Genomic DNA, 13239 nt, shown 5'->3' on the forward strand with positions numbered 1-13239 from the left:
AAATATGAACGATAGAAGATTGGTAATTGCAGGTACCGGAAGCGGTGTCGGTAAAACGACATTGACCATCGGAATCATGGCAGCCCTCCAGAAGAAAGGCTATACCGTTCAAGGGTTCAAATGTGGTCCTGACTATATTGATCCTACTTATCATACAGCAGTTACAGGACGGGTTTCACGCAATCTTGACAGTTGGATGTTTGAACATGACACTGTTCGAGAAATTCTTAATAAAGCAGGTGCCGGGGCTGATATATCGATCATCGAAGGAGTCATGGGCTTCTTCGATGGCAAAAGTCCTTTAGCCAATACAGGATCGACGGCTGAAATCAGCATCATCACGCAAAGTCCTGTCCTGTTGGTAGTCAACTGTGCCAGCATGGCACGGAGTGCAGCTGCCATCGTAAAAGGATTTCAGGACTTTTCGACCGGCCCGAACATCATTGGGGTCATTGCCAATCAAGTGGGAAGTGCAGGTCATTACAAAATTGTCAAATCAGCCATTGAGCAAGAATGCGATGTACCGGTGCTCGGTTATATGAAGCGGGAATTGGATATTGATATTCCAAGCCGTCATTTAGGTTTAATTCCTGCTATTGAACGCGGGGAACTAAATCCGTTTTTCGATAAGCTCGCACAATTAGTCATGGAAACGATCGATATCGAGCAGTTGTACCGTTTGTCAAAGACAACCTCCGTTACCAGTGGAAACTCAAATATTTTTCAACCCAAAAATGAAAAGGACGTATGCATTGCCGTTGCAAAAGATGCAGCCTTCAATTTTTATTATCAGGAGAACCTTGAGCTGCTAGAAGCATATGGGGCGAACATCAAGTATTTTTCTCCATTAAAAGGGGATGAAGTACCATTGGATGCTGATGGTTTATATCTTGGAGGCGGTTTTCCTGAGGAATTTGCAGCTGAACTTTCCGGTAACGTGGAAGCTATCATATCCATCAGAAGCTCCATTGAAAAGGGGATGCCGACTCTTGCGGAATGTGGCGGTTTCATGTTTTTGAGCAAATCGATTGAAACAACTTCCGGAGAAACGCATCAGATGGCAGGAATGATACCGGGCCGGATTAAAATGCAGAAAAAGCTTGCAGCACTTGGGTATCGTGAAATCACAGGAACTCCAGGCAATTTTTTGATTAATGAAATGGAGCAGGCAAAAGGTCATGAATTCCACTACTCGACATTTGAAGCGGATGCTGATCTTACACATGCTTATGAATCCAAAGGCAGATTCGGTTCGAAACAAGAGGGGTGTGTATTGGGCAACCTTGTTGCGGGGTATACCCACTTTCATTTTGCTTCCAATCCAACACTTGCAAAGAACTGGATCAATGCTTGCTTAAAACAAAAAAACAAATCTGCCCATGAAACTATCAACTAGTAAAATGTATTTTTTGAAGCTTAAGAGGAGGCGCGAGCATGAAACCGGGAAAAGTTCATCTGGTCGGTGCGGGTCCCGGAGATCCGAAATTGATTACGGTATATGGACTGGAATGTATCCAAAAGGCGGATGTCATTGCATATGACAGGCTTGTCAATCCAGAACTATTAAACTATGCAAAAGAAGGTGCAGAACTGGTGTATTGCGGGAAATCACCAGGGAAACATCATCTCATTCAAAATGAAATACATGAACTTTTAGTGGAAAAAGCTTTACAGGGGAAAAACGTCACCCGTCTGAAGGGGGGAGATCCATTTGTCTTTGGGCGGGGCGGTGAGGAAGCGGAAATACTGGCTGCTAACGGGATTGAATATGATATCGTCCCAGGAATCACAGCGGGAATCGCAGCACCGGCTTATGCGGGCATCCCGGTGACCCACCGTGATCATGCTTCAAGTTATGCGATTGTGACAGGCCATGGCCGTGATTACAAGGGGCAGGATAACCTGAATTGGCATGCATTGGCTCAGGGCATCGATACCATCGCCTTTTATATGGGAATAGGTAATATGCCGTTTATCTGTGAAAAATTGATAGAGCATGGCAGGGACGGCAATACGCCAGTGGCTGTCATAGAATGGGGCACGACTGATAAACAAAGGACGATTACCGGTACTTTGAATTCGATTTCTTTTAAGGCTATAAAAGAAGAAATTCAAAATCCATCAATCTTTCTAGTAGGGGATGTCGTCCAATTAAGAGAAAAAATCCAATGGTTTGAAAGAGTGATTGATTCAGAGTCCATAATTGAAGGGAATGAGTCGGAATGTCCATCATTCAAGAATTGAAGGAACGCCGGGCAATAAGGAATTACGAAGAAAAAGAAGTGGAAGACGAAAAAATCAGGCAGCTATTGGAAGCGGCTACCTATGCCCCTAACGATCGATTGCGTGAACCTTGGAGTTTTTATGTAATCAAGGGAGAAGCGAAGCAACGTTATGAAAGATTGGCAGAAAGGTATTTACATGAACGCTTCCCAACCAAACCAAAGTTGATTGAAAGTTCACTGGAAGTTGTAAAGACGACACCGCTTATCATTGTCGTGACTTCCGATATTTTGCCTGATGATCCAGATTCATCCGAAGACAATGTATTCGCTTCTTGTTGTGCCGTCCATTCGATGTGGCTTGCCGCAAAAGAACTTGGTCTCGGATTCGTTTGGCGCACTAGAGGAGTGGGTCTAGTCAGGGATGAACGCCTGCACGAATTTATCGGTTCACCGGAAAACAAAAAAGTGATCGGCACCATTTTTGTCGGATACCCTAAAGGCGATCAACCGGTTCCAGCTACTAAAAGGACTTCATACATAGAAAAAACAGTTTGGCTATGAAGGTAGGTGAGTGAGTGGCACGCAGAGGATTAATGCTTATTTATACAGGAAACGGGAAAGGGAAGACGACTGCTTCATTAGGGGTGACTTTGAGGGCAATCGGCAGAGGAATGAATGTCAAATACCTTCAGTTCATAAAATCTCCAGAGCGTACTTATGGGGAAGCATTGGCTTTGAGAAAATTAGGAGTTGAAATGGAGCAGCTAGGTATTGGTTTTACATGGACCAAAACACCAGAAGAGCATCGCAACGCCTTATCGTTAGCATGGGAAAAGGCGAAACTGGCACTTACTGATCCGGATATTGATTTACTTGTTTTGGATGAGTTGAACAATGCGTTAGCGATTTCCAAATTCCCGATTGAAGATGTCTTGCCATTGGCTGAAATCATCGATGCAATTCGAAATCGTCCCGCTCATATGCATATAGTCATTACCGGCAGGGATGCAAGGCCAGAGCTTATGGAAATGGCCGATTTGGTTTCAACGATTGAGGCGACCAAGCATTATTATGACGAGGGCATCGGCGCTGTCAAAGGATTAGAGTTTTAAGGGGGTGAGCGTAATGAAGGCACGATCCATCATGATACAAGGGACGTCGTCTGATGTAGGGAAAAGTTTGATTTGTACGGCATTTTGCCGGGTATTTTCCAATAAAGGATTACGTGTCGTCCCATTCAAATCACAAAACATGGCTTTGAATTCTTATGTAACATTGGATGGCGGTGAAATCGGACGGGCTCAGGGAGTACAGGCGGAAGCAGCACGGATCACGGCAACGACCGATATGAATCCGATATTACTGAAACCGAAGCAGGATATGGTTTCGGAAGTCATCGTGCACGGAAAGCATTTCCTTGATATGAATGCAAAAAGCTATCGGTCCCAATTTGTCCAGGAAGCCATGCCCATCATCCGTAAATCGGTCGAAAAACTTCAAGAAGACTATGACATCATCGTACTTGAAGGGGCAGGAAGTCCGGCTGAAATTAACCTGAAGGACCGGGATATAGCGAATATGCGAATGGCTAAACTCACGGATGCGGCTGTCATTTTGGTGGCCGATATTGATCGTGGTGGAGTATTTGCGTCCATCATCGGCACACTTGCTTTATTGGATCAAGATGAACGAGATAGTGTAAAGGGGATCATCATCAATAAATTTCGTGGCATGCGTGAATTGTTGGACGATGGTATTGAATGGGTGGAAAAGGAAACCGGGATTCCGGTTCTCGGGGTGCTGCCCTATCTTGACGTGAATATTGAAGCGGAAGATTCACTTGCCCTCTCTTCCTTACGTTTTAAAAAACCTAAAAAGGCTGAGTTTCCGATCGATGTAGCCGTCTTGAGATTTCCGCGGATCTCCAACTTTACAGATGTGGATCCTTTTTTTGATGAACCCGGAGTAGGTGTCCGCCTGGTAAGCAGTGTCCATGAGTTAGGTAATCCCGATCTGCTTATTTTGCCTGGTACAAAAAACACGATGGAAGATTTAGAGTGGTTGAATCGTATGGGGTTGGATCGGGCCATCAATGAACTGCGGAAACAAGGAACGATGATATTTGGCATATGCGGCGGTTTTCAAATGCTAGGGACTAAACTTTTCGATCCTGACGCGGTCGAAGGTGACGGTGAGAACGCAGATGGGCTCTCGCTTCTTCCGGTGGAAACCGTATTTCAAGCAGAGAAGAAAACGGTACAAATGGAAGGTGTCCTTTCTGCCGGGATAATGGAAGGTCAAATGAATCTTAACGGTTTCGAAATACATTTAGGCAGAACGACATTGAAGTCGCAAGTAAGGCCCTTTCTTTTATTGAAGGATGGAAGAGAGGATGGAGCCATTTCCAATGACAACAAGGTAATGGGAACATATCTTCATGGGATATTCCATAATCGCCTGTTCACTAGATTACTAGTTAACCAAATTCGACGGAACAAGGGGTTGGAAGAAGTGAAGGAAAACGTCCAAAGCGACTCGGAGCGCAGGGAGGAAGCGTACAATCTCTTGGCATCCCATTTGGAGGAAAACATTGATATGGATACCATCTATCAATGGCTGCAGCTGGAAACTGCAGAAAGTTAAAAAGGTCATTAGGTTAATGTGATCAATGCCCTTTTACCTTTAAAAAAGATCATTTTAGAGCGATAATTCCTTTTATTTAGCCATTTTAAGTGACAGAGGCATACAAGATATGTTATGTTGTCTACTCTACATACTTTATACAAAATAAAAGGATGAGGTGTTCATATGAATAAAACAGAATTAGTGAGCAGTGTTGCAGCACAAGCTGAACTGACAAAAGACGACGCAAAAAAAGTAGTGGACGCATTGTTTGAAACAATCACGGCTACACTTGCTAAAGAAGAAAAAATCCAATTAGTTGGTTTTGGTACATTTGAAGTGCGTGACCGTGCTGCCCGTACAGGAAGAAACCCGCAAACTGGCGAAGAAATACAAATTGCAGCTAGTAAAGTTCCCGCTTTTAAAGCAGGTAAGGAATTAAAAGAAGCTGTAAAATAAAAAAGTAAACAAAAAAACCTGGCGATGCGATATTCGCCAGGTTTTTTTGTTTACTGTCATGCGCTTCGAAGAACAGTAAAAGACAGTCATTTTTATTTATTTGTGCCATTATCTAACGGAGGAATTTAGGGAGTTCTCATGATCAACAATGAAAGAAGCCCACTTCATGAAGCAGTAATGGAATGTAACATAAATGAAAAAAAATTATAGTACTTATTAGTAAGGTTTATACTGTGACTATGTTAGGCTAAGTAATAACAAGTTTTAAAACCAAAATAAAAGAGGTGAAAGATATGCTGAAGAAAATAATGAAAAAAATCAAACAGCTTTCCCAAGGCAGCAGTGAGCGAAGACATGGTCATTATCGCCGAGGTAGCAGCAGCAGCAGCAGCCGAGGCTACAAAAGGTATCCCATGAGTGGAAGTGACCGCTACAAGAGAAAAGGGCGCGGCAGTAGCAGCTAATTCAGTTTCTTTGACTTCAATGCAGCCTGCAGGTCCATTGAGATTTCTTTAATATCTGAATAAGGTTCTTGGATGCTTAATAACCTGTTCAGTAAATGCACGGTTTCTTTTTCTAACGAAAGCTCTTCTGTCCAAGGAAGAGTCTTTTTACTTTTGGAGGCGTACGTCGTATAAAGTACATATAGAAGTATTTCCCCCAAGTCGTAAAAATCCTGCCTTTTCAGCTGCAACATGGATTCTTTAGTAAAATCGGCCGAATTGATCTTTTTAGACAAACCAAAGTCTATCAAAATGGGCTGATTGTTCTTTAGTAAAATATTTGGTATACGTAAATCTTGATGGGAAATGTCATGGTCATGTAGATAAGATACTAAACCGACCAGCTCATCCAGAAAAAATAGAGACTCTTTCTCATTGAATGTTATATGATTCATGAAAATATGGTCTTCCAAATTATCTCCTTCTATGAAATCCATCACAAAATAAACATTTCCCTCATGTGAAAATTTATCGTGAAATTTGGGGATGTTTTTGTGGTTTAACATTCGTAAAATGGAAATTTCATTTTCAAACTGCTTCAGCTCTTTTTTGCTGCGGCGTTTACTTTTCCGGAGTTGCTTGATCACTATATTTTCTTTTTTTTTCAAATCATTGCAAAGATAAATAATACCGTAGCTTCCTGTTCCGATTACAGCTTTTACCTCGTAACGGTAATTCAAAACCACTCCTTTTTTTAAAGGTATATCCACGAAAAATTGGTAGAACTTTCTAAATGTACGCAAAATTGAAACTTTCCTCACCACTTTCATCTATTCAAGTCAAGAACAAAAAAGTCCGTTATTAATTAAGCTGGAAATATGAATGAACATGGTTAGTTTAACACTGATTTTTGATAATGCGGTAATGAAAGTCATTTTATAATAAATATAAGAAAAACAAGAACTTTAGCATGGTCGATGAAGTGCTTAACAAACCGATGCAAGTAGCCGTCAATGCGGTTAACAAGTAATTTTAATAGTTGAATAGGGAGGGGGGCCGTCATGGGCAGTCCGGATACGGCCTTTAATCCAGTTTATCTTTCAATCTTATATCGGGAATAGGACAAATTGGCGGATCGTTAATTGGAGGGTACTTCGTTGGGAAAATAGGCCATAGAAGAGTACTTTTATCCCTCTGTGCAATGGGTACTGTTTGTTTTGTCATATTAGGTTTGACCTCAAATGCAGCAGCCTTATATATTCTGATCGCTTTTGGAGGTGCCTGTACAGTCGGCACGATGAATTTGGCTAATACGTATATATCCGAGTATTATCCCCGGGAGATAAGGTCCACCGGGATAGGTTGGGCCTTGGCTTTTGGTAGAATTGGCGCGATTGTTGCCCCGACATTAATAGGATTACTGCTGGCTGCAAACTATTCACCACAAAATGCATTCATGGCCTTCACTGTTCCGAGCATAATGGCTGCCTGGGCGTTATGTGAAAGAGAAGTATGGCAGCTATGATAAACTACAGATCGAGCAAAATATTAAAACGAAAAGCAACATCGAATGTATAATATTGTTTTTTAGAGAATAAACGAATTCACGAGTAAAGTAGCTAAACTCACGAGTAAAGCAGCAGAAATCCCAAGAAAAATCAATTTCACGAGTAAAGCAGCTGAATTTACGAGTAAACCGGCCAAATTCACGAGTAAAAGAGTAGAATTCACGAGGAAATTACGTAATGAAACCCATTGATTAAAGTGCCGTTAAACTGCCGGGTAAATGGTGTATATGCAAGATTGAAAGGTTAGTAACCCTAAATCATTAAGTTGAAAACTTTTTCTAATACGTTTGACAATTGGATTTATCGTGTTAATATAAAGGCAAATGAAATTTAATATACAATTTGTACCACTAGGGGTGCTTTAAAGGTGAAAGTTGATTTTTACCGCAGAAGCTGAGATTAAAGTATGACTTTAAGACCCTTAGAACCTGATCTGGTTTATACCAGCGTAGGGAAGTGGGGTCTGGAACAATACGTTTCTGTATTATTTCAAGTACAACCACTTTCTTTACGTTTAAGAAAGTGGTTTTTTGTTTGCAAAAAAAGGGGTGATAAAAGTTTTTTTTCGTAATATTCATTCAAAAAATATAATTTGGAGGTAATGGTCATGAAGTTTTCAGAGGAAATTCGTCAGGAAGTGGATCACATTTGGGAAGCTAGCTTTAATCACCCGTTTGTTTCAGGAATAGGAGATGGCACATTGCCATTGGAGTGTTTCCGTTTCTATGTTATGCAAGATTCCTATTATTTATCTCATTTTGCTAGGGTTCAAGCTTTAGGAGCAGTTAAAGCTACTGATTTACATACAACAAGCAGGCTTGCCGGCCATGCACAAGGAACATATGAAGCGGAGTTGAAGCTTCATGAGAATTTTTCTGAGAGATTAGGGATCACAAAAGAAGAACGGGATAATTTCAAACCAGCCCCGACCGCTTATGCTTATACTTCCCATATGTATCGTGCGGCTTATTCGGGACATTTAGGAGATGTTATTGCAGCTATCTTGCCGTGTTACTGGCTTTATTATGAAATAGGTGAAAAGCTGCAAGGGTGCATGCCGGAGGAGCCGATTTATCAAGAATGGATAGCGGCTTACGGAGGGGAGTGGTTCCGCACTTTGGTGGAAGAACAAATTGCGAGGCTTGATGAGATTGCTGAAAAAGTGACAGACGAAGATAAGGAAAGAATGAAAGAGCATTTTATCCTCAGCAGCCAATATGAATACTCATTTTGGGAAATGGCTTATCGTTTAGAGACATGGCCTGTGCATAAGGAAACACTAGAAGTATAAAGGGGAATGAAACAATGAAAAAAGGTTTGAAATTAACGGACATATTGGTCACGATCGTGATTGCGGTAGCATTTGGAATCGTTTATATCCTTTGGGGTTCGATTTATTATTCCGTTAAACCGTTAGGATTACATCTGGATCAACTTATTTATGGAATGTGGTTTATAGCTGGCCCCGTCGCCTTCTTAATTTTACGGAAACCGGGTGTGGCACTTTTGGCGGAGATAGCTGCAGCTTCCGGGGAGTTCTTCCTTGGTTCACCATGGGGGCTGACCGTACTGTTATATGGGGTGGTACAAGGTTTGTTCGCGGAACTGGTGTTCATGGCTTTCAAATATAAAAAATTCAATATGCCGGTGGCCGTTTTAGCTGCGATAGCTTCCTGCCTGGCATCAGTTATTATGGATTTTGCATACGGGGAAATAGGTGCGCTTTCAACCTGGAATCTATCGTTATTCATGATAGCGAGGTTTGTGGGTTCCATATTCTTTGCAGGTGTGACCGCTTATTATCTAGTTAAAGTCCTGGAAGCAACAGGAGTAACAAATCTTGTGCGTCCGGTTTCAAATAAAGATTATGCAGAACTGGATCAAAAGTAGAGGTTGAGGGCCATGGAACCAATCGTTTCTGTTGAAAAGTTAAGAATGAAATATCCCGGTGATGAATCTTTGATATTCAAGGACCTATCATTAACGTTTGATCAAGGAGAAAAAGTGCTATTGTTGGGGCCATCAGGTTGTGGTAAGTCGACCCTTTTACAAGTGTTAAGCGGATTGATTCCGAATTCCATCGAAGTACCGATGAAAGCGGAAAAATTGAAATGCCCTTCTTCGTGGGGGTATGTTTTTCAAGATCCTGATAGTCAGTTTTGCATGCCATTTGCCGATGAGGAAATTGCCTTCGTCCTTGAGAATCTTTCCGTCCCTAAAGAAGAAATGAAAGAGAAGATTCAAAATCATTTCCGTAAAGTAGGATTGAACCTGGGCCATACAAGTATTGAAACATTATCAGGCGGGATGAAACAGCGTCTGGCAATCGCTTCAGTATTGGCCCTTGAACCAGAAGTGATATTTTTAGATGAGCCAACCGCCATGCTTGATCCGGAAGGAACGAAAGAAATCTGGGAATTGCTGAAGGAAGTCGGACGAGACAAAACGGTTATTATCGTCGAGCATAAAATTGACCATGTTTTAGAATTCATCGAACGAATCGTGCTTTTTAACGATGATGGTCAAATCATAGCTGATGGTCCAAGAGACACCATTCTTTCACTATATAAAAATGAAATGAAGGAATATGGAATTTGGTTCCCAGGTGTTTGGGGTGAATATATACAGAATTATGCACCGATTCGGGAACACCCATTTACAGATGATTCACCTCTTATGAATGTGCAAGGCTTTAGCGGTTTTCGGAATAAAGAGGAAAAAATCAAGGTTGACGAGCTGAAGGTCCATTCAGGTGAATGGATTGTAATCAGGGGTGAGAATGGCGCGGGGAAGAGTACACTTTTGCATGCACTGATGCAGTTCATAAAAACGAATGGTAAGTATGAATTATTGGGAACACCGATTAAAAAGGTGAAAAATCCAACGGATCATATGACGTTTGTCTTTCAAAATCCTGAGTTTCAGTTCGTTGCAAATACTGTATATGAAGAGATTGCTTATTCATTGCGAATTGATAAAAGGCCGCAACAAGAAATAGATGAGAGAGTCCGCTCATTGCTTAAAGTGTTCCGCCTGGAGGAACATCGGGATAAACACCCGTTTCAATTATCAATGGGTCAAAAGCGTCGCTTAAGCGTAGCCGCCTCAATCGTAATAGACAAAAAAATCATTCTCCTGGATGAGCCAACCTTTGGCCAAGATTCGAAAAATACCTTTGCATTACTGGAATGGTTTGAGGAATATCGAAGGCGTGGAATAACAGTGATCATGGTAACTCATGACGATCATATTTCAAAAAACTTTGCAACCAGGATCTGGACGGTTAAGGATGGAAACGTAATAAGTGATGAAAACATTGTGCAATCAGGATTTGTGGAGACCAAAGTTAAAAGGAGTGTCATGTAGATGAATGATTCAAATGCAGAAACATGGCTCCATAGAATTAATCCAAGCCTTAAACTTGGTGTACTGATTGTGTTATGCATCGTGGCGTTATTCATTCATGACCTGAATTATATGATGAATATCACCATTGGCGTATTACTTTTGTTTTTGTTTTTTACCGGGCATTCGATAAAACGCATCTTACTTTTGTCGATTCCCTTTTGTTTCATTTTTATATCCACCTCTTCTGCAATGATATTATTCGGGCAAGGTGAGACGCTTTGGTTTGAGTGGGGCCTTATATCGATTACTGAAGAAAGTTTCATGAGGGGATTACTGGTAGGCTTTCGAGCTTTGTTCTTTGCGGTCCTTGGCTTAACTTTTTCCTTAACTACGAGACCAGTGAACTTGTTTTATTCGTTAATGCAGCAAGTTAAGCTTAAACCGAAATATGCCTATAGTTTCATGGCGGCATTAAGGCTGATTCCCATCATGATGGAGGAGTTCCAAACGATACGAAACGCGATGAAGGTACGCGGCTTCGAAAGGGGAAAAGGGATAAAAGCGTTATATTTTAAAATGAAAGCCTATTCCATCCCGTTGTTATCCGGAAGCATAAGACGTGCTCACCGAATCGCGGTTGCGATGGAAGCAAAGCGATTTACAGACACACGAGAACGAACATTCTATTATGAGTTTGGGTTTTCAAAAAAGGACCATGGTTTCATTTTGTATTTTATCATCCTGTTGTTGGCCGGCTTTTATCTGTCGATTCAATTCCCGTTAGTTTCTATTTGATTTTATGAGATTGTAACTTTACTTGTTAGGAGTCCTTAGTATGAATGCACATGAATTGCATATTATTTCTACTGGGAAACAGCCAATTGAAAAGTTTGTGGAAATCGCTTCAAACATTCAGGAACATGTTGATTTCTTTTATCTAAGGGAAAAGCATATGAGTGCATCGGAACTTTATCGAGCAGTGACCCTGCTACATGATAATAGGATCCCGCTTTCTAAGATCATCATTAATGATCGGGTGGATGTAGCTTGGGTACACAAAGTATTTGGTGTGCAATTGGCTTTTCATAGTTTAGGTGCGGGAGTTGTAAAAGGAGCTTTTCCAGGGATGAATGTTGGCTGTTCGATCCATTCCATGGATGAAGCGAATGCCGCATTCAGCAAAGGGGCCGATTACGCGATATATGGACATGTTTTTGAAACGGATTCAAAAATCGGCCTTCCTCCTAGGGGAGTTGAGGAGCTTCATGCAATCTCAAGAAATGTCAATCTTCCGATAATTGCGATAGGCGGAATAACACCTTTCAATTGCCAAATCGTGCTGGATGCGGGGGCACGTGGAATTGCGGTCATGTCAGGGGTTCTTGAAGCTGAAAATCCGATTGAAGCCGTTAAAGAATATTCGAAGTCTTTGGGAAAGGAGACATAAGATGAATTCCATATATGATGCAATCATTGTTGGGGGAGGAGTAATAGGTGGATCCATTGCTTTTCAATTAGCCAAACGAGGTAAAAAGGTCCTTTTATTGGAAAAAGATAGACTTGCCAGCAAAGCATCCAGTGCTGCAGCCGGGATGTTAGGGGCACAAGCCGAGTTAGATGCTGATAACCCGCTTTTTACATTGGCAAGCCGAAGCAGGGGGATGTTTCCTGCACTGGCGGAAGAATTAAAAGACATAAGTGGAATAGACATCGAATTAGTGAACAAGGGCATGTTCAAGGTGGCGCTAACGAATGATCAGGTAGCCGAGTTGAAGAACATGATTAGAGCCCAGCAAGATGCGGGACTTGAGGCTGAATGGCTATCGACTGCCGAAATAAGGAAAACGGAACCTCTTCTTTCGGATGAGATTAAAGGAGCCATGTTCATTCCTAAGGATGGACAAGTTTCAGCCACTAGGCTGTCGCTCGCTTTTACTGAATCTGCCGCTGCCCTTGGTGTAGATATAAAGGAATTTGTTCATGTCTCCGACTTAGTTACTGAAAACGGATGTGTAACTGGAGTGGTGACGAACATAGGCGCATTTTCAAGTGAAAATGTCATCGTGGCAGGTGGGGCTTGGAGTGCTTTCCTCCTTGAAAAATCAGGGATGAAACTAGACAGTTATCCTGTAAAGGGAGAGTGCTTTTCCGTCCTGACCGATCGTCCATTGCTTGAAAAAACGGTCTTCTCGCATGGCTGCTATCTTGTGCCCAAAGTAGGCGGAAGAATCATTGTCGGGGCAACGGTTAAGGCGGGCACTTTCGATCAAAAGGTAAGTCTTGACGGGATTTCTACTTTAATAGAAAGAGCAACGCAATTGCTTCCGGCGATTAAAGGAACCGAATTGGAAAAGACCTGGGCAGGTATACGCCCACAAACTGGGGACGGCTTGCCGTACTTTGGTGAACATCCGGCATGCAAAGGACTTTTCATTGCAACGGGGCACTACAGGAATGGCATCCTGCTTTCTCCAATTACAGGTGTACTTATAGCGGATATTTTAGAAAGGAAGACAAATCCCGAATGGTCCGCTTTTCGATTGGATCGTTCGATACAGACCCTTTTTTCTTAAT

Annotated in this window: 14 protein-coding genes and 1 riboswitch; of the genes, 13 read left to right on the forward strand and 1 reads right to left on the reverse strand. The window is 41.8% G+C overall.

Features of this window, described 5'->3' with window-relative positions:
* The first annotated feature begins 4 nt into the window (after positions 1-4).
* From ACWF5P_RS17730 to ACWF5P_RS17755, 6 genes are all read left to right on the forward strand, one after another.
* A complete protein-coding gene (locus tag ACWF5P_RS17730) occupies positions 5-1396 on the forward strand; it encodes a cobyrinate a,c-diamide synthase (RefSeq protein ID WP_452445118.1) in 1392 nt (463 codons plus the stop codon).
* A gap of 38 nt (positions 1397-1434) precedes the next feature.
* Positions 1435-2244 (forward strand): uroporphyrinogen-III C-methyltransferase, encoded by an 810-nt coding sequence (cobA, locus tag ACWF5P_RS17735; protein ID WP_434169448.1) that lies wholly within the window; start codon positions 1435-1437, stop codon positions 2242-2244.
* Positions 2223-2786: a nitroreductase family protein gene (locus ACWF5P_RS17740; RefSeq protein ID WP_452445119.1), complete on the forward strand. Its 564-nt coding sequence runs from the start codon at positions 2223-2225 to the stop codon at positions 2784-2786. Before cobA ends, ACWF5P_RS17740 begins: the two co-directional genes overlap by 22 nt.
* A gap of 14 nt (positions 2787-2800) precedes the next feature.
* Complete coding sequence (locus ACWF5P_RS17745) at positions 2801-3337, forward strand: cob(I)yrinic acid a,c-diamide adenosyltransferase (RefSeq protein ID WP_101221882.1); 537 nt, start codon at positions 2801-2803, stop codon at positions 3335-3337.
* Positions 3338-3350: 13 nt separating this feature from the next.
* A complete protein-coding gene (locus ACWF5P_RS17750) occupies positions 3351-4868 on the forward strand; it encodes a cobyric acid synthase (RefSeq protein WP_260357503.1) in 1518 nt (505 codons plus the stop codon).
* Between the two features lie 165 nt (positions 4869-5033).
* Positions 5034-5306: an HU family DNA-binding protein gene (locus ACWF5P_RS17755; RefSeq protein ID WP_063233522.1), complete on the forward strand. Its 273-nt coding sequence runs from the start codon at positions 5034-5036 to the stop codon at positions 5304-5306.
* A gap of 460 nt (positions 5307-5766) precedes the next feature.
* Here ACWF5P_RS17755 and ACWF5P_RS17760 read toward each other — a convergent pair whose 3' ends face one another.
* Positions 5767-6495, reverse strand: coding sequence for a protein kinase domain-containing protein (locus ACWF5P_RS17760; protein ID WP_434169653.1), 729 nt, complete (start codon positions 6493-6495; stop codon positions 5767-5769).
* Between the two features lie 419 nt (positions 6496-6914).
* Between ACWF5P_RS17760 and ACWF5P_RS17765 the strand changes: the two genes are divergently transcribed.
* From ACWF5P_RS17765 to thiO, 7 genes are all read left to right on the forward strand, one after another.
* Positions 6915-7274 (forward strand): MFS transporter, encoded by a 360-nt coding sequence (locus tag ACWF5P_RS17765; RefSeq protein ID WP_434169654.1) that lies wholly within the window; start codon positions 6915-6917, stop codon positions 7272-7274.
* A 385-nt stretch (positions 7275-7659) separates the two neighbouring features.
* A riboswitch (TPP riboswitch) is annotated at positions 7660-7789 on the forward strand.
* Between the two features lie 135 nt (positions 7790-7924).
* Entirely contained in the window at positions 7925-8608 is a 684-nt protein-coding gene (tenA, locus tag ACWF5P_RS17770) for a thiaminase II (RefSeq protein WP_434169450.1), read from the forward strand.
* Positions 8609-8622: 14 nt separating this feature from the next.
* The gene (locus ACWF5P_RS17775) at positions 8623-9207 is read left to right on the forward strand and encodes an ECF transporter S component (protein ID WP_230176404.1); all 585 of its coding nucleotides are present in this window, start codon (positions 8623-8625) and stop codon (positions 9205-9207) included.
* Positions 9208-9219: 12 nt separating this feature from the next.
* Positions 9220-10683, forward strand: a complete 1464-nt coding sequence (locus ACWF5P_RS17780; RefSeq protein ID WP_434169451.1) for an ATP-binding cassette domain-containing protein — start codon at positions 9220-9222, stop codon at positions 10681-10683.
* Positions 10684-11460, forward strand: coding sequence for an energy-coupling factor transporter transmembrane component T family protein (locus tag ACWF5P_RS17785; protein ID WP_230176402.1), 777 nt, complete (start codon positions 10684-10686; stop codon positions 11458-11460).
* A 40-nt stretch (positions 11461-11500) separates the two neighbouring features.
* Complete coding sequence (locus ACWF5P_RS17790) at positions 11501-12112, forward strand: DUF561 domain-containing protein (protein WP_434169452.1); 612 nt, start codon at positions 11501-11503, stop codon at positions 12110-12112.
* A gap of 1 nt (position 12113) precedes the next feature.
* Positions 12114-13238, forward strand: a complete 1125-nt coding sequence (thiO, locus tag ACWF5P_RS17795) for a glycine oxidase ThiO (protein WP_452445120.1) — start codon at positions 12114-12116, stop codon at positions 13236-13238.
* Position 13239 lies beyond the last annotated feature (1 nt).

The organism is Peribacillus sp. NPDC055009, assembly GCF_053608705.1.